The 24,709-nt window shown below is 64.8% G+C and carries 20 protein-coding genes; 17 read left to right on the forward strand and 3 right to left on the reverse strand.

Annotated elements, in window-relative coordinates:
- Positions 1-33: 33 nt before the first annotated feature.
- From ACQ4W7_RS23110 to ACQ4W7_RS23120, 3 genes are read right to left on the reverse strand one after another with little or no spacing between them, the layout of a single operon-like run.
- Positions 34-585 (reverse strand): type II secretion system protein, encoded by a 552-nt coding sequence (locus ACQ4W7_RS23110; RefSeq protein WP_436533540.1) that lies wholly within the window; start codon positions 583-585, stop codon positions 34-36.
- Positions 582-1,814: a type II secretion system F family protein gene (locus ACQ4W7_RS23115; protein WP_426073787.1), complete on the reverse strand. Its 1,233-nt coding sequence runs from the start codon at positions 1,812-1,814 to the stop codon at positions 582-584. The genes ACQ4W7_RS23110 and ACQ4W7_RS23115 overlap by 4 nt, the downstream gene beginning before the upstream one ends.
- 1 nt (position 1,815) lies before the next feature.
- The gene (locus ACQ4W7_RS23120; protein WP_436533542.1) at positions 1,816-3,519 is read right to left on the reverse strand and encodes a GspE/PulE family protein; all 1,704 of its coding nucleotides are present in this window, start codon (positions 3,517-3,519) and stop codon (positions 1,816-1,818) included.
- A gap of 207 nt (positions 3,520-3,726) precedes the next feature.
- Between ACQ4W7_RS23120 and ACQ4W7_RS23125 the strand changes: the two genes are divergently transcribed.
- The 17 genes from ACQ4W7_RS23125 to ACQ4W7_RS23205 all read left to right on the forward strand — a co-directional run bounded on the left by ACQ4W7_RS23125 (position 3,727) and on the right by ACQ4W7_RS23205 (position 24,706).
- Positions 3,727-4,455, forward strand: a complete 729-nt coding sequence (locus tag ACQ4W7_RS23125) for an ABC transporter ATP-binding protein (RefSeq protein ID WP_436533544.1) — start codon at positions 3,727-3,729, stop codon at positions 4,453-4,455.
- A complete protein-coding gene (locus tag ACQ4W7_RS23130; RefSeq protein ID WP_436533546.1) occupies positions 4,452-5,957 on the forward strand; it encodes an ExeA family protein in 1,506 nt (501 codons plus the stop codon). The genes ACQ4W7_RS23125 and ACQ4W7_RS23130 overlap by 4 nt, the downstream gene beginning before the upstream one ends.
- A 107-nt stretch (positions 5,958-6,064) precedes the next feature.
- On the forward strand, positions 6,065-8,038 hold the full coding sequence (locus tag ACQ4W7_RS23135; RefSeq protein ID WP_436533548.1) for a type II secretion system protein GspD: 1,974 nt from the start codon (positions 6,065-6,067) through the stop codon (positions 8,036-8,038).
- On the forward strand, positions 8,035-9,447 hold the full coding sequence (locus tag ACQ4W7_RS23140; RefSeq protein ID WP_436533550.1) for a tetratricopeptide repeat protein: 1,413 nt from the start codon (positions 8,035-8,037) through the stop codon (positions 9,445-9,447). The genes ACQ4W7_RS23135 and ACQ4W7_RS23140 overlap by 4 nt, the downstream gene beginning before the upstream one ends.
- 7 nt (positions 9,448-9,454) lie before the next feature.
- Positions 9,455-11,158: a GspE/PulE family protein gene (locus ACQ4W7_RS23145; RefSeq protein WP_436533552.1), complete on the forward strand. Its 1,704-nt coding sequence runs from the start codon at positions 9,455-9,457 to the stop codon at positions 11,156-11,158.
- Positions 11,158-12,363, forward strand: a complete 1,206-nt coding sequence (locus tag ACQ4W7_RS23150) for a type II secretion system F family protein (protein ID WP_436533554.1) — start codon at positions 11,158-11,160, stop codon at positions 12,361-12,363. Before ACQ4W7_RS23145 ends, ACQ4W7_RS23150 begins: the two co-directional genes overlap by 1 nt.
- A gap of 7 nt (positions 12,364-12,370) precedes the next feature.
- The gene (locus tag ACQ4W7_RS23155) at positions 12,371-13,933 is read left to right on the forward strand and encodes a hypothetical protein (protein WP_436533556.1); all 1,563 of its coding nucleotides are present in this window, start codon (positions 12,371-12,373) and stop codon (positions 13,931-13,933) included.
- Positions 13,930-14,613: a hypothetical protein gene (locus ACQ4W7_RS23160; RefSeq protein ID WP_436533558.1), complete on the forward strand. Its 684-nt coding sequence runs from the start codon at positions 13,930-13,932 to the stop codon at positions 14,611-14,613. The genes ACQ4W7_RS23155 and ACQ4W7_RS23160 overlap by 4 nt, the downstream gene beginning before the upstream one ends.
- Positions 14,610-15,032 carry a hypothetical protein gene (locus ACQ4W7_RS23165; RefSeq protein WP_436533560.1) on the forward strand — a complete coding sequence of 141 codons (423 nt, stop codon included), beginning with the start codon at positions 14,610-14,612 and terminating at the stop codon, positions 15,030-15,032. The genes ACQ4W7_RS23160 and ACQ4W7_RS23165 overlap by 4 nt, the downstream gene beginning before the upstream one ends.
- Positions 15,029-15,751 (forward strand): hypothetical protein, encoded by a 723-nt coding sequence (locus ACQ4W7_RS23170; protein ID WP_436533562.1) that lies wholly within the window; start codon positions 15,029-15,031, stop codon positions 15,749-15,751. Before ACQ4W7_RS23165 ends, ACQ4W7_RS23170 begins: the two co-directional genes overlap by 4 nt.
- Positions 15,748-16,464 carry a type II secretion system protein gene (locus tag ACQ4W7_RS23175; protein WP_426073799.1) on the forward strand — a complete coding sequence of 239 codons (717 nt, stop codon included), beginning with the start codon at positions 15,748-15,750 and terminating at the stop codon, positions 16,462-16,464. The genes ACQ4W7_RS23170 and ACQ4W7_RS23175 overlap by 4 nt, the downstream gene beginning before the upstream one ends.
- A gap of 11 nt (positions 16,465-16,475) precedes the next feature.
- On the forward strand, positions 16,476-17,249 hold the full coding sequence (locus tag ACQ4W7_RS23180) for an ABC transporter permease subunit (protein WP_426073800.1): 774 nt from the start codon (positions 16,476-16,478) through the stop codon (positions 17,247-17,249).
- Positions 17,249-17,983 (forward strand): hypothetical protein, encoded by a 735-nt coding sequence (locus ACQ4W7_RS23185; protein ID WP_436533565.1) that lies wholly within the window; start codon positions 17,249-17,251, stop codon positions 17,981-17,983. The genes ACQ4W7_RS23180 and ACQ4W7_RS23185 overlap by 1 nt, the downstream gene beginning before the upstream one ends.
- A gap of 86 nt (positions 17,984-18,069) precedes the next feature.
- Positions 18,070-18,642 (forward strand): prepilin-type N-terminal cleavage/methylation domain-containing protein, encoded by a 573-nt coding sequence (locus ACQ4W7_RS23190; protein ID WP_426073802.1) that lies wholly within the window; start codon positions 18,070-18,072, stop codon positions 18,640-18,642.
- Between the two features lie 27 nt (positions 18,643-18,669).
- Positions 18,670-19,035, forward strand: coding sequence for a YgiW/YdeI family stress tolerance OB fold protein (locus tag ACQ4W7_RS23195; protein WP_426073803.1), 366 nt, complete (start codon positions 18,670-18,672; stop codon positions 19,033-19,035).
- Between the two features lie 266 nt (positions 19,036-19,301).
- On the forward strand, positions 19,302-23,786 hold the full coding sequence (locus ACQ4W7_RS23200; protein ID WP_436533568.1) for a PAS domain-containing protein: 4,485 nt from the start codon (positions 19,302-19,304) through the stop codon (positions 23,784-23,786).
- Positions 23,783-24,706: a diguanylate cyclase domain-containing protein gene (locus tag ACQ4W7_RS23205; RefSeq protein WP_436533570.1), complete on the forward strand. Its 924-nt coding sequence runs from the start codon at positions 23,783-23,785 to the stop codon at positions 24,704-24,706. The genes ACQ4W7_RS23200 and ACQ4W7_RS23205 overlap by 4 nt, the downstream gene beginning before the upstream one ends.
- The last annotated feature ends 3 nt before the right edge of the window (positions 24,707-24,709 follow it).

A 24,709-nucleotide genomic window follows, 5' to 3' on the forward strand; every position in this document is an offset into this window, starting at 1 on the left:
ATGCTGGCAAAATTTGCCGACAGAATAAAAAAACTATTTCAGCCAGCCCGCCTCGCCCATCTGTATCAGGGCCACCTCCGGCGCCTCAGCCGGGGTTGAGGGCTTGGCCGGAGTAGCGGACGCTTGCCGCAAGCTTACCTTGAATTGAAGCAACTCGGAACGGTATCCGCTAAAAGTGTTGCCTCTATTTAATATATATATTAATTCTGCATTACTTTGATCAAAAAACCAATGACTTTGGGGAAGTTTTGTTATCTCCGGCGCCGTAAAGGCACCCAAATAATTGCGCGGCTTTTCAGCCAGCCAATCGACGGGATTCCGCCCGGCTAGCGCCGACAACTGGCTTTGCCGGTCAGTCGCATACAGTTTCAGCACTTGCATGCGCAAGCCTGCCCGCAAAGCCACTATCGTTTGCTGCACCGCAACCCGCTCAGCTTCCTGCTGAAGGGTGGCAAGCCGGCTCAGCAGCACGACCGCCAGCACGGCGATGACGGACACGACAACGGCCAATTCAAACAAGGTAAAACCCCGGCGCCTTGCATTGCCAGCCATCATGCTGTTTTTTGGCGAATGGCGTTGCGTCATTTATGCAGGGCCACCTTGCCCAAGTCCCACACCGGCAAGAAGATCCCCAGCGCCAGCACCAGCACCATGACGCCAAGAAAGGCGATCAGGATGGGTTCGATTTGCGAGGACAGGGTCTTCAATTCGTAATCCACTTCACGCTCGTACATCTGGGCGATTTCATTCATCAACTCGTCCAGTGAACCGGACTCTTCGCCGACGGCGATCATTTGCAGCACCACCGGCGTGAAGACCCCCGCCGTCACCGAGGTGCGCAAGATGCTGTCGCCGCGCTCGACGCCGTCGCGCATCTGTTCGACCCGCGCGCACAAATACGCGTTATCCACCGTTTGCGACACCACCGTCAGCGCCTGCACGATGGGCACGCCGCTGGTGCTGGACAAGGCGAAGCTGCGCGCAAAGCGCGCCATCGTGCCTTTCAGGATGATCTTGCCGGCGATGGGAAAACGCAACTTGTAGCGATCCCACGTGTAGCGGCCTGGCACGGTGCGCAACCAGGCCCGGAAAGCGGCGATCCCGGCAATCGTCAGCGCCAGCAATATCGGCCAGTAATTGACCATAAAGGCCGAGGTGCCGATCAGGATGCGGGTCATCAAGGGCAATTCGGCGTTGAAACTGGCAAACACTTTGACGAATTGGGGAATCACGAACATATTGACGATGACCATGGCGATCAGCATGGCAGCAATGACGAAGCTGGGATAGCGCGTCGCCGTCTTCACCCGCGCCCGCATTTCGCGGTCAAACTCAAGGTGATCGAACAGGCGCAGGAAGACTTCGTCGAGGCGCCCCGTCATTTCCCCCACGCGCACCATGGACAGGTAAAACGGCGAAAACACGTCCGGATGGCGGCGCATCGCTGCCGACAATTCGCGTCCGGCATCGAGCGATTCGCGCAAATCCTTGATCACGCGGCCGAAGGACGGGCTGATGGAAGACTCCTGCAAGCCGGCCAGGCCGCGCATGATGGGCACGCCGGCCTTGAGCAGCGTATAGAGTTGGCGGCTGAACAATTGCACATCGATGGAACTGACTTTTTTCTCCATCAGCTTTTGCCACCAGCCTATGTCGGTGCTGCTGGCGACGGTTTTCTTGGTCAGCAGGATTTCCACCGGCGTCGCGCCGGTGGCAAACAGCTGGTCAGCGACAGCGCCGCTATCGGCCCCTTCCAGCACCCCCTGGAGCAGATCGCCGCCCGCGCTGCGGGCCTTGTAGGCAAAGAAAGGCACGTCAATCCTCTGTCTGGTTGCTGATGCGCATGGCTTCCATGACCGTCGTGCGGCCCTGTATCACCAGTTGCACCGCATGACGACGCAAGGTCGCGCCCGCCATCTGGGCCAATGCCACCTTCATGAAGTGCGAAGGGTCGGCATGATTGGCCGCATCGGCCACGGCGCGCGTGATTTCCAGCAATTCGTACACGCCCGTGCGGCCCCGGTAACCCATGCCGTTGCAATGCGAGCAGCCCTTGCCGTGGAAATACTGGTTGCGCTCGACCAGCTCGCCCAGCTCCATGCGCAGCCATTCGTATTCGTTGGGCGTGGGCACATACGGCGTGGTACAGCTTTCGCAGATCACGCGCACCAGGCGCTGCGCCAGCACGGCTTGCAGCGAACTGCCCACCATGTAGCGGGGCACGCCCATGTCCATCAGGCGCAGCGGCGTACTGATGGCGTCGTTCGTGTGCAGGGTCGACAGCACCAAGTGACCCGTCATGGCGGCGCGCAAGCCGATCTGCGCCGTTTCCTGGTCGCGCATCTCGCCGACGAGCACGATATCGGGATCTTGCCGCAGGGCTGAGCGCAGCACGCGCGCAAAGTTCAGCTCGATCTTGTCGTTCACTTGCACCTGGTTAATGCCAGCCAGGCGGTACTCGACCGGGTCTTCCACCGTGATCAGCTTTTTTTCCACCGAATTGAGTTCGGCCAGCGCGCAATACAAGGTCGTCGTCTTGCCGCTGCCGGTCGGCCCCGTCACCAGCACCAGGCCGTTCGGGCGGTGCACGATGGCGCGGAAGCGTTCCACCAGCTCGGGCGGCATGCCGATGGCGTCCAGGCGCAGCGAAGTGCCGGCCTGGTTCAGCAGCCGCATCACCACCGATTCGCCGTGCTGGGTCGGCATGGTCGAGATACGCACGTCGATGCGCTGGTTTTTCACGCGGATGGCGAAGCGGCCATCTTGCGGCAAGCGCTTCTCGGAAATATCCAGGTCCGACATCAGTTTCAGGCGCAGCGCCAGCGAACTGGCGATCTTGATGTCAGCTTCCGTCTGCAGGTGCAACACGCCGTCGATGCGGAAGCGGATCTGCAGCCGCCCTTCCTGCGGTTCGATATGAATATCCGAAGCGCGCACCTGGGTGGCGTCCTCGAACACCGATTGCAGCAGCTTGACGATGGGCGCCTCTTCCAGGCCCGGATTGGCGGCCAGCGCGCCAAAGTCGACGGACACGTCGCCCAGGTCTTGCTCCAGCTCGCGCGTCAGGGTGGAGATATCCTCCGTACGGCGGTAGATGCGGTCGATGGCGGCCAGCACTTCCGTTTCATTGACGACAGCCAGCTCGATATGACGCTTGACCAGACGCGAGATTTCATCGTACGCAAACAGGTCGGTTGGGTCGGACATGCCGATCAGCAAACCCTCGCGCCGGTCTTCCAGCACCAGCGCGCGAAAACGGCGCGCCTGGGTTTCCGGCAGCAGGCGCACCAGCTCGGGATTGATGTTGTAGAACTTCAGGTTAATGTAGGGAATGTCCAGCTGGCGCGCCAGGGCACCGGAAATCTGCTCTTCCGTCACATAACCATGTTCGACAAAGACGCGGCCCAGCTTGCGGCCAGAACGCTTTTGCTCCGTCAAGGCCAGGCCCAATTGCTGTTCCGTCAGCAACTCCTGCTGCACCAAAATTTCACCGAGCCTGACTTTCTCTGGCCTTGCCATGCTTGCTCCTCGACAGATTCAACAGATGCTACACGCCAGCGGCGCGCGGGGCTATTTTATTCCAGAACCTGTTGTTTCTTAAAGAAAATACATTCCGTGGCTTGATTTTCGCGCATTTCAACACTCTGCAAGGAAACACTTGCCGCCCACCTGCGCCCACGGCAATAATGGTGGTCGTACGCCGTCTTGCCTGCCGACCATTACCCTATGAACGCCTGCGCCATCGAGTTTCACAACGTGCATCTGCAATTGGCGGGCAGCGCCGTGCTGCGCGGCGTCGACCTGCAGGTACGCGCGGGGGAATTGTTCGGCCTGGTCGGTGTAAATGGCGCGGGCAAGACTTCCCTACTGAAATGCCTGCTCGACTTCTGCACGCCCGAGCGAGGCGAGATCGCCATTTTCGGCGTGCCGCACCGGCACGGCGCGGCACGCCAGCCCTTGTCCTTTCTGCCGGAACGTTTCCAGGCGCCCTACTACCTGACAGGCGACGACTTTCTGCGCTATCTGTCGCGCCTGCACAATGTGCGTCCCGATGCGCAAGCGCTGCGGCAAGTCCTGGGCGCACTGGACCTGGCGCCGGACGCCTTGCTGCGCCCCGCGCGCGACTATTCGAAAGGCATGATGCAGAAACTGGGGCTGGCCGCTTGCTTGCTGTCGGGCAAGCCGCAACTGCTGCTGGACGAGCCGATGAGCGGACTCGACCCGAAGGCGCGCGCGCAGTTCAAGCAAGTGCTGCGGCAGGCGCGCGCGCAAGGTCGCGGCGCCCTGCTCACCTCGCATGCGCTGGCCGATGTGGAAGAATTGTGCGACCGCATGGCCATTTTGCATGGGGGCCGCATCGTGTTCACAGGCACGCCCGCCGAATGCCGCGCGCACCATGGCGGTGTGGCGGGCGCCAGCCTGGAACAGGCTTTCCTCAATTGCATCGCGGCATGAACGCCGACACGCACGCCATGCTACAGGCGCCGTCCGAGCGGCCTTACGCACCATCCCCGCACGGCATGTACCTGCGCCATTTCGGCTTGCGCACGGCGCCCTTCGGCATTACCCCGGACCCGGCCTTCTTTTATACGGGCAATACACGGGGCGCCCTGCTCGATGCGCTGCTATATGCCGTCACGCAAGGCGAAGGCATCATCAAGCTGACGGGCGAAGTGGGCAGCGGCAAGACCATGCTGTGCCGCATGCTGGCCGAACGCCTGCCGCCCCAGATGGACGTGCTGTACCTGCTCAATCCCCGATTGGAACCGGACGAAGTCCTGCACGCCATCGCCGCCGAACTGGGCCTGGCACTGGACGGCTGCCGCGCCGATGCCGTGCTGCGCGCCCTGCATGGCGAGCTGATCGCCCGGCATGCGGCCGGGCGCCAGGTGGTGCTGCTGGCCGAAGAGGCGCAAGCCATGCCGGGCCCCACCCTGGAAGCACTGCGTCTGCTGACGAACCTGGAAACTGCTAGCCACAAGCTGCTGCAAATCGTGCTGTTTGGCCAGCCGGAATTGCAGCACACCCTGGACTTGCCCCAGTTCCGCCAGTTAAAGGAACGCATCACCCACAGTTTTACCGTGCCATGCCTGCCGCAGGCGTTGTTGAACGATTATCTGGCGTGCCGCCTGGCCGCCGCCGGCCGCATGGGGCCGCTCGTTTTCACCCCGGCCGCGCTGCGCCTGCTGGCGCGCGCCGCGCAAGGCATCGTGCGCAGGATCAACATCCTGGCCGACAAAGCCTTGCTGGCCGCGTATGCGGACGATGCGCAGCAAGTGAGCGCGCACCATGTGCGCCTGGCCATCGCCGACAGCCCCTTCTACCGCGCCCCATGGCACGCAGGCAAGCTGCTGGCGGGGGCCTTGAGCGCGCTGATGCTGGTACTGGCCGCTGCGCTGCTGTGGCAATGGCTGGCAAGCAGCCAGGGCCAGACAGCGGCGGAGATGGCGCCGGCTTCGAGCCCCCCGTCCAGCACTATCGCGCACGCCGATGCTCGGACGGCAGCACCGTCAACGCTGCTCGACAGCAAGCTGGCCGAATCGCGCGACTGGCTGGCACAGCAAGGGCCGCAGCAACTGGTGCTGCAGATCGCCAGCCTGCCAGCCAGCGAGACGGCCGCGGCAGAAACATTTTTGCAGCAGGCGCAGCAAGCCATCGGCCTGCGCGACATCCATGTCTTTCGCCTGCCTGGCGCATTTCCGAAAAATATCGCGCCAAATACGCCGCCCGGTACTCTGTCCGAAGCGCGGCAGGCGACGCCACCGCAGGCACCCAGCGGCGGCGCCGCGCGCCTGGCGATCGTCTACGGCAGCTTTGCCGACCGGGCCAGCGCCGAAGCCGTTTGGGCCAGACTGGCCCAGGCGTCGCCACAGAAAATATTGCTGAGCGACATAAACAGTATCCGCACGGAAATGAAAGCCTTGGCTACGGCAAAAACGGGACGTGGTACACCCTGACTTTATTTCTGCATATTGCCTCCCAAGCCTGCACAGCCGATTGCTTTTAGGCCATCATGCTGGGTAAAATTACAAAAGCACAACACGACTCCAAGGGCGAACTTTTCATGAATCAACACCCTATTCCTGTGCTGGCCTCTTGGGTCGCCTTCGCCTGCAGCACCCTGCTGGCCGGCTGCGCCGCGCATCAAACGCCGCTGTCGCCGAGCCACATCAATGCACCGCCCCGCCCCGCCGGCGCGATTCCCGAACCAGTACAGCAAAGCAGTGCGCTGGCAGCCCCCCTGCCGGCGCCCAAAGTGGAAACCTACAGCGTCACCGTGCACAAGGTGCCCGTGCAATCGCTGCTGTTTGCGCTGGCGCGCGACGCCGGCATGAATATCGACATCCATCCGCAGATCGAGGGCAGCGTCACCCTGAATGCGCTGAACCAGACCCTGCCGCAACTGCTGTCGCGTATCGGCAAGCAAGTCGATATGCGCTACGAAATCGATGGCAAGAACCTGACGGTGCTGCCCGACGCGCCCGTGTGGCGCAATTACAAGGTCGATTACGTCAACATCGCGCGCAGCACCAACAGTAGCGTGAATATTGCCACGCAAATTTCTACGGCCGGCGGTGGCGGTGGCAACACCAGCAACCCTGTCGGCAACACGCAAGGCAGCGGCGGCAATGGCAATAACAATTCGACCACCCTGGTGGTGAATCGTTCGGAAAATAATTTCTGGTATAGCCTGGAAAAAAATATCCGCGACCTGCTGCGCGAGACCACGCTCAACGACGTGCAGGTGGACCCACTGGCGCAGCTGAACCAGCAATTGACGAACGTGTCCGGCCAGCAGGGGCTGCAAGGACAGCCTGGACAGCCGCAGAACCAGGCTGGCAATGTCCCCGCGACGGGCGCGACGGGCCAGTACGGCGCCCAGCCGCCGATGCAGAATGGCGGACAGTATGGCACCCAATATGCGCCGGCACCGGGCCAGCAGGTGGCCAGCCAGAACGCCAATCCTGGCCAGCCGCTGGACGTGAACGGCATGCCGCTGTTGAAACTGGCCAACAAGGGCAGCCCCTCGTCGGTCGTCGTCAACGTGGAGGGCGGGCTGATCGCCGTGCGGGCCACGGGGCGCCAGCATGAAAAGATTGCCGCATTCCTCGACGCGGTCGTGCACAGCGCCAAGCGGCAAGTGCTGATCGAGGCGACCATCATCGAAGTGCGCCTGAGCAATGAATACCAGCAAGGCATCAATTGGTCGCGCCTGACGGGCAGCCTGCAGCTGCGCCAGGGGCAAGTGGGCACGGCAGCCCTGTCCAGCGGCGTCACGCCCAACGCCACGCCTGGCATTTTCCTGCTCAATTATCTGAAAGACAGTTTTTCCACCACCATCCAGTTGCTCGAATCGTTCGGCAAGGTGAAAGTGCTATCCAGCCCGAAGATCAGCGTGCTCAACAATCAGACGGCCATGCTGAAGGTGGTCGACAACAATGTCTTCTTTACCATCAAGGTGACGCCCGCCGTGATCAGCTCGACCGGCACCATCACCACGCCGGCCACGTATGAATCGAAACTGGAAACGGTGCCTGTCGGCTTCGTCATGAGCGTCACGCCGCAGATTTCCGACAGCGATGAAGTGACCTTGAACGTGCGCCCCACCATTACGCGCATCGTGGGCTACGTGCAAGATCCGAATCCGGCACTGGCCACGGCGAATGTGCAAAGCCGCGTGCCCGTGATCCAGGCGCGCGAGCTGGAATCGATCATGAAAGTGGGCAATGGCCAGATCGCCGTGATGGGCGGCCTGATGCAAGATTCCCTCGATAACGCCAGGGATGGCGTGCCGGGCCTGTCCAGCCTGCCTTTGGTGGGCAATTTGTTTACCTATCGCAATGAGGCGAGCAGCAAGACGGAGCTGGTGATCTTCATGCGCCCCGTAGTGGTCAAAGATGCCAGCGTCGATGGCGATTACCGCGACTACCGCTACCTGCTGCCCGGCCAGGCGCCGCTCAACAGCCAGCCGTACACGGATGGCCCGCCAGCGGCACCCGTTCAGCCGCAGGCGCGACTGCAGGGAGACTTCCCATGAGCTTGCTGATGCAGGCGCTCAAGAAGGCCGAGCGCGCCAAGCAGAACAGCCTTGCCGACGAGGAACTGGAAAAGCCGTCCGAAGCCTACGACCAGGTGCTGGAACTGGCACCGGCCGACGCCCTGCCGCTGCGTCCCGTGCCTGCCGCACCACCCGTGCAGCCTGCCAGCACCTTGAGCCTGGAACCGCTGCCGGATGCACCCGCGCCGCCCGCGCCCAGTGGCGCCCAGCCGGGTTCACAGCCAGGCTTACAGTCAAACCCGCAGCCAGGCCCGCCTCCCGAGCCGCCGCGTGCGCGCCCGGAACCGCCACCCGCCCGGCCACGCGCCAGCCGCAGCAATACGCCACCGAAAGGCCCCACGGGGCCCATCAGCGTCGACCCGGCCACCGTGCGAATGGCTGTACTGCTGGCGATCCTGCTGCTGGTGGCCGCTTCCATGGCATATTGGTACTGGCGCGCCAGCACCAGCCCGGGCGCGGGCGCCAATCTGCCCGGCGTGCCCATGCCGCTGACGGATGCCCCGGGCACGGCCGGTGGCGCCGCTCCCATCGTAGTGGTGTCGGCAACGGGGGCGACGCAGCCCGATGCTCCGCCCGCACCCGCCGCCTTGCCGCCGGACTACCCGCGCGACGCGCGCCAGCAAGCGGGTGCGGTGGAACAGCAGGCAAGAAACCAGCAGGCCATGATCCAGGCGGCGGCACAGGCCGCCGTGGCAGCGCAGCTGGCGCACATGGCGCCGCCCGCGCCCGCCAGCCTGCCGCCCGTGGCCGCGCCCGAGAATAGCCAGATCCAGGTGCAGCGCAGCGTTGCCGCGCTGCAAATCAACCCCGGCGTGCAGCAAGCCTACCAGGCCTTCAACGGGGGCCAGCTGGGTCTTGCTCGGCAGCAATATGAAACCGTGCTGCGGCAGGATGCGAATAACCGCGACGCGTTGCTGGGCCTGGCGGCCGTGGCCCTGCGCGAAAACCAGGGCGCGCAGGCGGCAGCGCTGTACCTACGTTTGCTGGAAATCAATCCCGACGATGGCGAGGCGCTGGCCGGCCTGATCGGCCTGCGCCAGGGCGACGTGGTGCAGAGCGAGGCAAAACTGAAAGCCATCCTGGCGCGCACGCCCGACAGCGCCCCCGTGCTGTTTGCACTGGGCAACGTGTATGCCAAGCAACGCCGCTGGAACGAAGCGCAGCAGCAATTTTTCCGCGCCTACGGCGCCGCGCCCGGCAATCCCGACTATGCCTTCAACCTGGCCGTGGGCCTGGACCGGCTGAACCAGCCCAGGCTGGCCGCCACGTATTACCAGCGCGCATTGACCCTGGCGCAAACCACGCCCGCCGCATTCGACCGGGCCGTGGTGCAAACGCGTCTGCGCGACCTGGCCGACCCGGCCATCATCACACCCCGTCAGGAATAAGCACTACATGGCAGAACAGGCAAAACTTCCGCTGGGCAAGTTGCTGATCCAGAAAGGCGTGATCAGCGAAGACCAGTTGCGCATCGCCCTGATCGAGCAGCGGCGCAGCAGCGAACCGCTGGGCAAGCTGCTCATCACCTTGGGCTTCGTCACGGAAGCGACCGTGCGCGAGGCGCTCAGCGAAAACCTGAAACAGGTCAGCGCGGACCTGGCGAGCCTGGTGGTCGACGCCATCGCCTTGAAACTGATCCCGAAAGACGTGGCCAAGCGCTACCGCGTGTTTCCCATCGTGTATGAACGGCAAGCCGACAACCTGATACTGGCCATGGCCGACACCAGCAACATCGTCGCGCTCGATCAAATCAGCGCCATGCTGGTCAAGGGCATCACGATATCCACCGTGCTGGTCAACGAATCGGACATTTCACGCGCCATCGACCAGTACTATGGCTTCGAACTGTCGATCGACGGCATTTTGCACGAAATCGAAACGGGCGAAGTCAGCTATCAAAGCATGGCCTCGCCGTCGGACGAATACAGCCAGCCCATGGTGCGCCTGATCGACGCACTGCTGGCCGACGCCGTGCAGAATGGCGCCTCGGACATCCATTTCGAGCCGGAACAGTCGTTCCTGCGCATCCGCTACCGCATCGACGGCATCCTGCGGCAAATCCGCAGCCTGCACAAATCGTACTGGCCGGCCATGGCCGTGCGCCTGAAGGTGATGTCGAATATGAATATCGCCGAGGCGCGCGCGCCGCAGGATGGGCGCATCAGCATCAAGTTTTCCGGGCGGCAAATCGACTTCCGCGCCTCGGCGCAGCCCACCACGCATGGCGAAAACGTCGTGCTGCGCGTGCTGGACCGGCAAAAAGGCATCGTCCCGCTGGACTCCCTGGGCCTGGCCGAGGCGGAACTCAACTTGCTCAAATTAATGATCGCGCGCCCCGACGGCGTGATCCTCGTGACGGGCCCGACGGGCAGCGGCAAGACCACCACCCTGTATTCGATACTCAACCATATCAATACGGAAAGCGTCAACATCATGACACTGGAGGACCCGGTCGAGTATCCGATGAACATGATACGCCAGACCTCCGTCAACGAATCGGTCAAGCTGGGCTTTGCCGACGGCATCCGCTCGATGATGCGGCAAGACCCGGACATCATCCTGGTGGGCGAGATCCGCGACCGCGAAACGGCGGAAATGGCATTTGCCGCCGCCATGACGGGCCACCAGGTGTATTCCACCCTGCATACAAGCTCGGCCATCGGTTCCGTCGCGCGCCTGCTCGACATCGGCATCCTGCCCGACATCATGGCCGGCAACATCATCGGCATCGTGGCGCAGCGCCTGGTGCGCCGTTTGTGTCCGCACTGCAAGGAAACGACGGTCGCCGACGACGTCGAGCGCCGCCTGCTGGGCTTGACGGCGGACGATGCGCCCGTGTCCATCTGCCGCGCTGTCGGCTGCGAGCGCTGCGTGCACCAGGGCTACAAGGGCCGGCTGGCCATCATGGAAATCCTCAAGATGACGGCCGAACTCGATGAATTGACGGCGCGCCGCGCGAGTAGCCGCGAATTGAAGAACGCGGCGCGCGCGGCCGGCTTCAAGGGCATCGTCGACGATGGCATGCGCCGCGTGCTGGAAGGCGTGACGACCCTGGAAGAAGTGGGCCGCGTGGTCGACCTGACGGAAAGGCTGACCTGATGGCGCAATATGTCTACCGCGCCATGGATGCCGCCGGCGCCCTGATTCCCGGCAGCATGGAGGCGGCCAACGTACCGGACCTGGAAGCGCGCCTGCACCGCATGCAACTCGACTTGATCGATTGCAAAATCACGGGCCAGTATCTGGTGCTGCTGGGCAAGCGCATCATCCACCGCCGCGACCTGATCAATTTCTGCTTCCACATGGAACAATTGACGGGTGCCGGCGTGCCCATCCTGGAAGGCTTGAACGACTTGCGCGAAAGCACGGATCACCCGCGCCTGCGCGAAGTCGTCACGGATCTCATTGAAAGCATCGAGGGCGGCTTACCTCTCTCCGGCGCGCTGGCCCAGCATGGTGACATCTTCGACGCCACATTCACCAGCCTGATCCTGGCGGGCGAACAAAGCGGCAGGATCGCCGAGGTGTTCAAGAACTTGTCGGAAAGTTTAAAATGGCAGGACGAGCTGGCCTCGCAGACGCGCAAGATCATCATGTACCCCGTCATCGTGGCTATCGTTGTGGCGGCCGTGACGTTTTTCCTGATGATTTACCTCGTGCCACAGCTGACGGCCTTCATTCGCAACATGGGCGGCGAGTTGCCGCTGCATACGCGCGTGCTCATTGCCGTATCGAATGTCTTCATCGCCTACTGGTATCTGCTGCTGGCCTTGCCCGTACTGCTGTTCTTCGGCCTGCGGGCCCTGATCCGCCGCAGCGAGGCGGCCCGTTATGCCTGGGATGGCTTGAAACTGCGGCTGTGGCTGGTCGGGCCAGTGCTGCACAAGATCATCCTGGCCCGCTTCGCCACGTTTTTTGCCCTGATGTATGCTTCCGGCATCACCATACTGGAATGCATGCGCCTGTCCGAAGGCATCGCCGGTAACCAGGTGGTGGCGGCCGGCCTGCGCCGCGCCGCCCAGCTGATCAGCGAGGGCTACGGCGTCACCGCCGCCTTCCAGCACACGGGCATCTTTCCGCCGCTGGTGATCCGCATGCTGAAGGTGGGCGAAGCAACGGGTTCGCTGGACACGGCCTTGCGCAATGTCAGTTACTTTTACAACCGCGAAGTGAAGGAATTGATCGAAAAAGTGCAGGCCATGATTGAGCCGGCCATGACGGTCATCCTCGGCCTGCTGCTGGGCTGGATCATGTTGTCGGTGCTGGGGCCGATTTACGACACTATCAGCACAATCAAGATCTGAGGCCGCCGTGTTCCGCAAACAATTACTCTACATTACCAGCGACGCCCTGTGCGCCTACGACTGGGACCACGGCGTGCTGGGCCAGGGCCAGACCTTCCCCGCCAGCGCAACCGGGCTGGACGACTTCGCCGCGTGGCTGGAAGATACGCAGGCACAGCGGTCAGGCGTGCCCGCCTACCTGCTGACGGATCTGATCGAGGAAGATTTCCAGCGCCAGCTGCTGCCCCACGTGCGTGGCAAGGCGGGCCGGGCGCTGCTGGAGCGGCGCAAGCAGCAATTGCACCGCGATACGCCCTACCGGGGCAGCACCCTGCTGGGCCGTGAAAGCACCGGCCGCCACGACGACCAGGTGCTGTTCTTTGCGCTGACCAACCCCACCTTGTTGCAGCCGTGGACGGAGGCGCTTGAGCACTTGCGCGTGCCCGTGGCAGGCATCTACTCAACCAGCCTGCTGAGTATTGCCCTGGTGAAAAAGCTGTCGATCGCGCACGAACACCTGCTGCTGGTGACGCAGCAATCGGGCGGCTTGCGGCAAAGCTATTATGAAAAGGGCCAGCTGCGCTTCTCGCGCCAGACCCTGGCCATCGCGCTCGACGGCGTGGCCGTGAATATTGCGCTGGAAACGGAAAAGACGCGGCAATTTCTCACCAGCACGCGCATGCTGGCGCGCGGCGACATGCTCAATACCGTCATCCTGGCGCCGGCAGCGCAGATCGCCAAGCTCGAACTGCTGTGCGACAACGGTGTCGAAGTGGCTTACCACTTCATCGACCTGCAGCAGGCCGGCGAACGGGTAGGCTTGCGCCAGACGCCGGCGCTGGCCGACGAATTGCTGCTGACCTTGCTGGGCAAGCATCCGCCGCCCAGCCATTATCCGCCCGGTGCGCTGGCCCGCTATTACCACTTCCAGCGCGCGCGCAACACGCTGTACGGCGCCAGCGCGCTGATCGGTGGGTCGGCCGCGCTGTGGTGCGCGATTAACTTGCTCGGCGGCATAGCCGACGGGGCCGCCACCCAGCGCCTGGCGCAGGAAACGGCGTCCTACCAGGAGCGCTACCGCATCGTCATGTCGGCGCAGCCGCCGGCGCCAGCCAAGACGCAAAACATGAAAGTGGCCGTGACCCTGGGCCAGATGATCGCCAGCCAGGCGCCGGAGCCGGGCCGGCTGCTGGGCATGCTGAGCGCCGCGCTGGACCAGGCGCCGCAGGTTGCGCTCAGCCAGCTGCATTGGCATGCGGGACGGGCGCCCGCGCGCGCCGCCAGTGGCCAGCCACCGCAGCAGCAGGGTGCGAGTGCGCCGCCCCGCAGCGCCATGGCCGGCATCCCTGTCGCTCCGCCGCAGGCGCTGCGCCTGGAAGCGGACGTGGCCATGCCGAACAATGACTACCGCGCCGCACTGGCCGCCATCACGGCCTTTGCGCAAACCCTGGCGCGCCAGCCGGGCATGCAGGTGACGATAGCGGAAACGCCGCTCGACCTGCGTCCCAGCGTGACCCTGTCCGGCAAGAGCGCCGCGCCGGCACCGGACAGCCAGGCCCGCTTTACCCTCTTGCTCGCGTGGCAGCCATGAGCGGCCCCGTCAAGCAAGCGCCCCTGCCCGGCATGCAGCGAACCGGCACGCCCACGCGTACCCTGCCCGCCTGGCTGGGCGAACTGCACCTGGTGCGCAACGCCCTGCTGTGCTTTGCGCTGACCCTGCTGGTCAGCCTGGTGCTGCTCAGCCTGAGCGCCGCCTATCGCATGCGCGAAGCGCAACAGTTGTACCTGGCCCAGCATACGCGCACGGCAGCGGCCACCCTGTTCAACCACGCGGAAGCGGAAAAGCAGGAAATCCGCGCCTACGAACCGCAATTTTTAGCCTTGCGCCAGCGCGGCCTGATCGGCGAGGAAAACCGTCTGGGTTGGATCGACGCCATCCGCCGCAGCCAGGAACAGCGCAAATTATTGCCGATCAGCTATGACATCAGCCCGCAGCAAGGGCTGCAAGTGCCGTTGCCCATGGTGATGGGGCAATATCATCTGCGCGGCAGCCGCATGCGCCTGCAGATGGATTTGCTGCACGAGATGGATTTGCTGAACCTGTTGGACGATTTGCGCCAGGCCGGCTATTTCGCCGTGCAGGATTGCACGCTCAAGCGCCAGGCGGCGGCCGGCGGCGGCAGTGGAGGGACGCCCACGCTGGGCGCCGAATGCGAGTTGCTATGGCTGACCTTGGGCAGCATGGCCGTGCCCGAACTGGAGCGGCCATGAAGTACACCCTCGTCCTGTGCGCACTGCTGGCCGGCAGCGCGCTCACGGCCCGCGCCCAGACACCGCAGCTGGGGCGATTGTTCCTGTCGCCCGAGCAGCGCGCCCAGATCGATGCGCAGCGCTACGGGCCGCCGGCGGCCGATCCCGCCCTGGCACCGCCCCCGCCGCCGCCATCGCCGCCACCCGCCCCGCCCGTGGAATTGAATGGCGTGGTGCTGCGCAGCAGCGGCCGCTCCACCGTCTGGCTGAACCAGGAAGCGCAGAACGAGCCGCACAACCGTCTCGCGCGCGACAAGTCCGGCGCAGCCGGCACCCTGACCTTGCGCCTGTCGACGGGCCAGGTGGTGCTGCTGAAACCTGGCCAGCGCTACGACCCGGCCAGCGGCACGGTCACCGAGGCACAGGAGGCACAGCCATGACGCCACGACACCCACATCGCCAGCGCGGCGCGGCCCTGCTCCTGCTGGTGGCAGTGCTGGGCCTGGGGGCGGCCAGCCTTTTGATCAGCGCCTTCGGCCGCAAGTCGGGCGAAGCCGAACGCCAGCAGCGCACCCTGGCCACCCTGGCGCAGGCGCACGAAGCCTTGCTGGGCTTTGCCGCCACGCAAGGCCGCCTGCCCCGTCCGGCCGCCTCCGCCCTCGACGGGCGCGAGCGGGCCGCCGACTGCACCGACGACGCCGAGTGCAGCGGCTTCCTGCCGTGGGTGGCGCTGGGCGTGGCGGGCAGTGACGCTTGGGGCAAGCTGCTGCGCTACAGCGTCACGCCGGAAATGGCGCGCGCACCCATCGTCTCGTTTTCCGCCATCGCCAACCGCGTCGTGCTGGGCCGCGACCGCCGCGGCGAATTCGCCTTCGTGGCGGGCCAGGCACTGTGCGACGTCAGCGCCCAATGCCTGCCTGTCGTGCTGTTTTCGCAGGGCAAGGATCATCACGGCACGGCCGCCAGCGGCGTGACGCAGATCAATACGGCACGCGACAATGTCGATGAAGCGGCCAACGACAGCGCCAGCCGCAGCTTCATTGCCCGCCCCGCCACCGACAATGCCGCGCTGCCGGGCGGCACCTTTGACGACATGCTCACCTGGATCACCTTGCCCACCCTGTACCAACGCATGCGCGCCGCGCGCAACCTGCCATGAGCGCACGCCCTCTGCCGTACCGCCGCCAGCGCGGCTTTTCCCTGATCGAGATCGCCATCGTGCTGGTCATCGTCGGCCTGATGATAGGCGGTCTGGTCACACCGTTGACGGTGCAGCTGGAGCAGCGCAAGGTGGCCGAGACGCAACAGGCGCTCAATGAAGCGAAGGAGGCGCTGACGGGCTACGCGCTGCGCTACGGCTACCTGCCGTGTCCCGCCATTTCCGCCGGCAATGGCCTGGAAGACCGGCGCGGCGTCCGCTGCAATGGTGAAAAACGCGCCGGTTTCCTGCCGTGGGCCACGCTGGGGCTGCGTCAAGGCGACAGCTGGAACAATCTGTTCCGCTACAGCGTGACGCCGGCCTTCAGCGACAGCGGCCAGCTCTTCAGCCTTTCCACGCCGCGCGACATCAGCATCGTCACGCGCAATGGCGGCGCGTTGTTGCAGGCGACGGCGCTGAACGACATCCCCGCCATGATCATGTCCCAAGGCAAGAACGGCTTTGGCGCCACAAGCGTGCAGGGCCAGCGCCAGGCTGTGCCTTTCGGCAACAATGTCGACGAGCGCAACAATGCATCGAACGCCACCACCTTCATCAGCCGCGCCGCCAGCGGCCCGCAGCAGCCAGGCGGCGAGTTCGACGACCTGGTTACCTGGCTGTCGCCGAATATCCTGTTCAACCGCATGGTAGCGGCCCAAAGGCTGCCCCGCTGATGCAGATACCCATGTCGATGCTCCGGCCCGCCCTCACCATCGCCCGCTACACGCTGCTCGAAGCGCTGCGCAGCCGCCTGCTGTGGCTATTCGTGCTGGCCGCCTGCGGCGCCGCCGCCCTGGCCGGCTTCCTGCAGCAACTGGCGCTGACGGAAAGCGGCGCCGTGCAGGCAGCGCTGCTGGCGGCCACCCTGCGCCTGGTCAGCGTCTTCCTGCTGGCCACGTTCATCATCACCAGTATGGCGCGCGAAGCGGCCGAGCGGGGCCTTGAATTGCTGCTGGCCCTGCCCATGCCGCGCGCGGCCTACCTGTTGGGCAAACTGCTGGGCTACGCAGCGCTGGCGGCCGTGCCCGCCTTGCTGTTCGGCCTGTTGATGGCGCTGTTCGCCGCACCCGCGCACAGCGCGCTGTGGGCGCTGTCACTGCTGGGAGAACTATGGATCGTCGCCGCCTTCAGCCTGCTGTGCGCGGCCAGCCTGCAACAGGCCCTGCCCGCGCTTGCCGCTACCGGCGGCTTCTATGTGCTGGCGCGCATGCTGGGCAGCCTGCAACTGCTGGCGCACGGCGCGCAGGCGGGCGACTCCTGGCTGCAGCGGGCCACGGCCGGCGCCATCGACGTGCTGGCCCTGCTCTTGCCCCGCCTCGACGCCTTTACGCGCACCGATTGGCTGCTGTACGCGACCGGCGACTGGCAAGCCCTGGGCCGCGTGGCGGCGCAGACAGCCATCTATGTCGGCTTGCTGGCCAGCTGCGCGCTGTGCGACTTTTACCGCCGCAACATCTGATGGCCAGCGCCCAGCGCCCCTGGTCGAGCGTGCCGCGCCCCCTGTGCTGGCTGCTGGCCGCATGTCTGCTGCTTCAGCTGGGCTGGCGCCTGGCGCAGCAGCACGCTCCCGCCCAGGCGCAGCCCCTGCCTGCGCCGCCGCCAGCGGCCGTGGCGCGCTTGGCCAGCCTGGGCGAGCCGCTGGCGATGTCGAAGGCCATGCTGCTGTACCTGCAATCGTTCGAAGACCAGCCCGGCGTCAGCCTGCCGTGGCGCCAGCTCGATTATGACCGCCTGGCCGGCTGGCTGGACACGGCGCAAACGCTCGATCCGCGCAGCCAGTACGCGCTGGTGGCCGCCAGTACAGTGTATGCGGGCGTGGCCGATCCACAGCGCGCGCGGCGCATGCTGGCCTTTGTCGCCGCCAGCTTTGCCGCCGACCCGGACCGTCGCTGGCCCGCCATGGCGCAGGCGGTGCTGGCGGCCAAGCACCAGTTGCACGACCTGCCGCTGGCCCTGTCGTATGCGCGCGAGTTGCGGCAGCTGGCGACGGGGCCGCAGGTGCCAGCCTGGGTGCGCGAGATGGAAGCATTCATCCTGGAAGACATGGACCAGCTCGACAGCGCCCGCCTGGTGATCGGCGGCCTGATCGCCAGCGGCCAGATCACCGACCCGCACGAGCTGGCTTTCCTGGCGCGCCGGCTCGACGAACTTGCCAAGCAACTTGCCGCAAAGAAAGGAAAGGTGGCGCCATGACCCGCCGCCCGAAATGCCATGCGCCCGATAACATTTGCAGTAAACTGCCATACCCAGCCCCAGCACTTTTTTCCAAGGAAATTCCCATGCCTCCACGTCGCCAGCACGGCTTTACACTCGTAGAAATCGCCATCGTCCTGGTCATTATCGGCCTGCTGCTCGGTGGCGTGCTCAAGGGGCAAGGCTTGATCGACAGCGCCAAGGTGAAAAACATCATCCAGCAATCGAATGCGCTGACGGCCGCCGTCAACGCCTACCAAGACAAATTCCGCGCCCTGCCCGGCGATGATATCCAGGGCACCGTGCACGTGCCCAACTCGGCCGGCAACGGCAATGGCGACGGCCAGATCGGCGACGGCCAGCCGCGCGAATTCACCTTGGCGCCGCAACACCTGGCGCTGGGCGGCTTCATCACGGGTTCCTACAACGGCACCTCGCAATTCATGACCAGCGCCCAGGGCGGCGCCGTCTACCTGTACAACGATGAAGTGGGCGGCCGCGCCGGCAATGGCATCCGTTTCGACAACTTGCCCGAGAGCTACGCCGAGCAGATCGACAGCAAGCTCGACGATGGCGTGGCGAGCACGGGCAGCGTGCGGGCGAACATGCCATATGGCAATGCCGGTGCTATCATCGCCCGCACCGCCGTCTTTTTCTGAGCCGCCAGTCACTATCAAAGGAATACCATGTCACTGCACCGCACACTCATCGTCTCCCTGGCCGCCGCCAGCGCCTTGCTGGGCGGCAGCGCGCAAGCCCAATACGTGGGGCCGACGGCTGGCCCGATCGCGCCCAGCAGCGTGGCTGCGATCCTGAAAAATCCCGTCGACGACCAGGCCGTCGTGCTGCGCGGCCACCTGCTGCGCAAAGTGGGCAAGGAGAAATATACCTTCTCCGACGGCACGGCGGAAATCCGCGTGGACATCGATGACAAGGTCTTCCTGAACCGCAAGATCGATGCCAGGACCCAGGTGGAAATCCGTGGCGAAGTGGAAAAAGACTTCATGGAAAGCCCGGAAATCGATGTCGATGTGCTGACCGTCGTCCCGTAAGCTTCCTTTGCCATCCCGCCGCCATGGCGGGATGCGCACCTCGCCCGCCTGCCATCAGCGCAGCGCAGCACGACACTGCATTTGTATTCCTTGCACAAGCTTTTTCCCACTCCAGAAACTAGGCTTGTCAGAGCAATCAATTTCGTCTAGCATCTTTTCATTCAAGGTCAGCCAGCGCCAGCGTGAGCCTGCCTGTCGACTCATCCATTCTGGGAGCTTTCCGGGTGCAAGATTTGCCTTCGATACGCTCACGAATTTCATGGCTGGTGTTCGCCTGGGTCATTCCGACGGCGCTGGTGTTTCTCCTGCTCGTGGTGCAAAGCTACACGCGCGAACGCGACCATGTCGTCAGCGAAACGGCGCAGGCGGCACGGGCAGTCGCCGCCACCGTCGAACGCGACCTGAGCGGCGCCCAGATGGCCGCGCGCATCCTCGCTGCCTCGCCTGCCCTGCAAGCCGACGACATCGGCGCCCTGCGCATCCTGGCCGACAGCCTGTTGCAGCCGGGCCTGGCCGTCAGTGCCTTCATCGTCTCTGACGCCAAGGGACGCCAGTTGATCAATACGGCCCTGCGCGCCAACCTGGCGCCGCCCCCCTTGCCGCAAAAATGGGCCGCCAGCATGCAGCGCGCGAGAGAGTACGGCAAGCCGCGGCTGACCAGCCTGCTGATGGCGCCGGACGACGTGCCACGGCTGGCCCTGAACCAACCCTTGCCGCGTGACAAAGGTCCCGCGTATGTGCTGACGGCGCTGTACCCGCCCGACTACCTGCCCGTGCTGCTGCGCGAGCTGCACCTGCCGGCCTACCTGGGCGCGGTCATCATCAATGCCGACGGCATCAACGTGGCGCGCACCCTGGCGCCACAGCGCTATGTGGGCCAGCGCAGCGCGGCGCCCCTGCTGGAACAGATACGCCAGGCGCGCGAAGGCGTGCTGCGCCATGCCACTCTGGAAGGCCTGGAGGTGTATACGGGCTTTCGCCGCGCCCCCGACGACAGCTGGACAGTGGCCGTCACGATGCGCACCAGCACGGTGGCCGAAGCCCTGCTGGGCTCGGTAGTCACGGGCTCGGTCGTCCTGGCCCTGCTGCTGGGTGCCGGCTTTGCCCTGGCCTGGCGCGTGGGCGGCCGCCTGGCCCGCACCTTGCAGGAACTGACCTTGCAGATCCACGCGCTGGCGCAGGGCAAACCCTTGCTTTCGAACAAGCACGCGGACCGCGAATCGGCCGACATGGCCAGCGCCCTGGGGATGCTGGAACGCGACTTGCGGCGCCACCGCACGCAGCTCGAAAGCCTGGTAGCCGAACGCACGCTGGCCCTGGAAAAATCCACGCGCCTGCTGGAAACCGTGTATGCGACGGCACCCATCGGCATGCTGTTCGTGGGCCTGGACCTGCGCATCGTCATGCTCAACCACTATCTGGCCGCCATCAACGGGGGCAGCGTGACGCAGCATCTTGGCCGTCCCGTGGGCACCATGCTGTTCGACGACGCCGTGCGCGCAGACGTGGAGCGCTGCGTGCGCCAGGTGATCGAGACGGGCATGCCCATCGTCGATATCGAATTGAAAGGCCACAGCGGGCAGCAGCGCGAACAGCTGAGCCACTGGATCGTCTCGTATCACCCGATTTTCGGCCCGGACCAGCAGTTGCTGGGCGTATCGGGCCTGTGGCTGGACGTCAGCGAGCGCAAGCGCAGCGAAGCGGAATTTCGCCGCTCGAAACATCTGTTCGGCACCATCATCGAAAACCTCCCGGCCATGGTCTTCGTCAAGCGCGCCGACAAGCTGAGCTTTGAAATGATCAACCGCCATGCGGAACTGACCCTGGGGCGCTCGCGCGAGCAATTGCTGGGCAAGACCGACCACGACTTCTTCCCGCCGCAGCAGGCGGCCGCCTTCGTCAGCGCCGACCGCAAGCTGCTGGCCACGGGACAGATGGTGGAAATCGAACAGGAAGCGATCAACACCGCCGACGGCAGCACGCGCCACTTCACCACGCGCAAGGTGGTCTTGCGCGACGATGCGGGGCGTGCCAGCCACGTGCTGGGGGTATCGATCGATATCACGGAGCGCAAGCGCGCCACCGAGGTGCTGCACGCCACCACCTGGCGCCTTGAGCAAAGCGAGCGCTTCATCCGCACTGTCACCGACAACCTGCCCGGCATGGTGTCGTACTGGGACGCCGACTTGCGTTGCCGCTTTGCCAATAAATTCTATAACGAATGGTTTGGCCGCAGCAGCGCCGAGCTGGCCGGCATCCACATGCGCGAATTGCTGGGGCAGGAACTGTTCGACGTGTATGCGCCTCATGTCGAGGGCGTGCTGGCGGGCCGGCCGCAAAGCTTCGAGCGCGACCTGCTCGATCCCGCCGGCCAGGTGTGCCACACGTGGACCAACTACATCCCCGACATCGACGACGGCGGCGGCGTGCGCGGCTTCTTCGTGCTGGCCTCGGACGTGTCTGAACTCAAGCGCACGGAATTGCGCCTGCACGACCTCAACGAGCAAATGGTGCGCTCGCGCGACAAGGCCGAGGCGGCCAGCACCGCGAAGAGCGAATTCGTCGCCAACATGAGTCATGAAATCCGCACGCCAATGAATGCCATCATCGGCCTGGCGCGCCTGCTGGAAGAGTCACCGCTGGAACGGCGCGAGCGCAGCTATGTCGGCAAGATCCAGATGGCCACGCAGTCGCTGCTCAATATCGTCAATGACGTGCTCGATTTTTCCAAGATCGAGGCGGGACAGATGGTGCTGGAACAGCGCCGCTTTCAGCTCGAACGCATGCTGAGCAGTGTCGGCGTGCTACTGGCCAGCAGCGCCTGGGCGCGCGGCGTGGAGCCCATATTCGTGCTCGACCCCGGCGTGCCGGACGAACTGATCGGCGATGCCCTGCGCGTGGAGCAGATCCTCATCAACCTGGTGGGTAACGCCGTCAAATTCACCTCGCATGGCGAAGTGGTGCTGGCCATCGCCAAGGTGGCCGAGGATGCGACCGGCGCGACGCTCGAGTTTTCCGTGCGCGACACGGGTATCGGCATCGGCGCGGCCGAGCAGGAACGCATCTTCGACGCGTTTTCCCAGGGCGACAGCGGCACCAGCCGCAAATACGGCGGCACGGGACTGGGACTGGCCATCTGCCGGCGCATGGTGGAATTGATGGGGGGCAAACTCAGCGTGACAAGCGCGCTGGGCGAGGGTTCCAACTTCCGCTTCTGCTGCCGCTTCGACAAGGTGGTACCACCGCCCGAGCCGCCGGGCAAGAGCGCCTCCAAGGCCCTGTCGCTGCTGATCATCGACGACAATGCCAGCGTGCGCGCCATGCTGGAAGACTGGTGCGCGGCGCAGGGCTGGCACAGCCGCAGCGCCGACAGCGGCGCGGCCGGACTGGCGCTGCTGCGCGCCCACGCCAGTGGCGGGCCGGTGGCGGACCTGGTACTGCTCGACGCGGCGATGCCCGGCATGGATGGCATTTCCATGCTCACCGAGGCACGCGCCGATGACTACCTGGCGCTGCCGCCGGTGATCATGCTGGTGGCCGACCAGGACAGCGAAAACCTCGAACGCATGGCCGACAGCCTGATGCTGGCCGGCATCGTTTCGAAACCGGCCACCCCGGCGCGCCTGCTGGCGGCCGTGACGGCCGTGCGCGAAGGCCGCAGCGTCCCTTCCGCGCCGCCCGTCTCCACGCCCCTGTCGGGCTTGCTGGAAGGCATGCGCGTGCTGCTGGTGGAAGACAATGAAATCAACCAGGAAGTGGCGCAGTACATTTTGCTGCACTCGGGCGCGCGCGTGGCCGTGGCCACCAACGGCCGTCTGGCCGTCGACTTGCTGACACAAACCCCGCAGGCCTGGGATGTGGTGCTGATGGATTTGCAGATGCCCGTCATGAATGGCTATGACGCCACCCTGGCCATCCGCGCGCTGGGCTTGCCGGACCTGCCCATCATCGCCATGACGGCCAATGCCATGGACGAAGACCGCCTGCGCGCCATCGCCAGCGGCATGAATGCGCACGTGGCAAAGCCCATCGATGTCGACGACATGATCCAGACCCTGACCCGGCTGGTGCCGGCACCGCTGGGCGACGGCGACGGCGACAGCGCCGTCCGGGCCGGTCATGCCGTCGCGCCCGTGCCGGAGGTGCCGGCGGCGGTGCCCGGCATCGACCTGGCTGCGGCCCTGCAACGCTTCGGCGGCGATTACGGCGCCTTCCTGGCCCTGCTCAAGCGCTTTGAAAATTCGCAAGGCGACGCCGTCGAGGAAACCCGGCGCCTGCTGGCCGATGGTCAGACGCGGCACGCAGCGCAACTGCTGCACCGCGTGTGCGGCGTGGCGGCCAACCTGGGCGCCGCGCATGTCGCCAGCCTGGCCGGCAAGGCGGAAAAGGCACTGAAAGAAGCCCGCGCACACGCTGTCGCAGCCTTGCTGGGACAGCTGGAACTGGCGATGGCCGAAGTCATCGAGGCGGCACGCACCCTGCCCTCGTCCTCGTCCTTGCGGCGCGGGCAGCCGGCGCAGGCCGCGCCCGGCAGCGTAACGCTCGACCTGCGCGCCGGCCTGGCCGAGCTGCTCGTCCTGATCCGCAACAATAATCTGAAGGCGCTGGCGCAATTCCACGCCCTGCACCCCGCCATCCAACAGTCAGACCAGGAAGCGGCCCTGGCGATGGCAAACGCGATCGAGACATTACATTTTTCCGAAGCGGAAAAACTCGTGCTCGATCAGCTGAAACGAGAGGAAAACAAGTGAGCTGGACCAACCTTGCCATGAACGGGCGCATCCTCATCGTCGATGACGCCATGGAAAACATCCAGATCCTGCACCAGCTGCTACGCGAGGAACATGAGGTGCTGTTCGCCCTGAGCGGAGAGAAAGCGCTGGAAATTGCACATAATCAACTGCCCGACCTGATCCTGCTCGACGCCGTCATGCCCGGCATGGATGGCTATGCCGTGTGCAATGCGCTGCGCCAATCGGCCATCCTGAGCGCCATTCCCGTCATCTTCGTCACGGCCCTGAACCAGCCCGAAGACGAGACACGGGCGCTGGAAGCGGGCGCCGTCGATTTCATCACGAAGCCGTTCAACGCGGCCGTCGTGCGGGCCCGCGTGCGCAGCCAGCTGACCATCAAGCGCCAGGCCGACGCCATGCGCGAACTGTCGCTGACGGATTCGCTGACGGGCGTGGCCAACCGCCGCAGCTTCAACGACACCATGGACAGCGAATGGCGACGCTGCGCGCGCGATGGCGTGCCGATGGCCCTCATCATGGCCGATATCGACCACTTCAAGGATTACAACGACACATATGGCCACCAGGCCGGCGACCTGTGCCTGCAACAGGTGAGTGCCGCCCTGCGCCGCTGCGCCGTGCGCCCGCCCGACCTGCTGGCGCGCTACGGCGGCGAGGAATTCATCATCCTGCTACCGCAGGAAACGCGCGAAGGGGCCGAAGTGGTGGCCCAGCGCGTCCTCGATGAAGTACGCGCCCTGCACATCGCGCATGCCAGGTCCAGCGTCGGCCCGCAGGTCACCGTCAGCCTGGGCGTGGCCAGCGTCATGCCCACCGAAGGCATGGACCCCAGCGCCCTGATCCGTGCCGCCGACGCCCTGCTGTACCGCGCCAAGCATACGGGGCGGGACAGGTATTGCGCGTCGGAGGGGGAGTGAGAT

The organism is Janthinobacterium algoris (assembly GCF_051380935.1).
Lineage (GTDB): Bacteria > Pseudomonadota > Gammaproteobacteria > Burkholderiales > Burkholderiaceae_D > Janthinobacterium.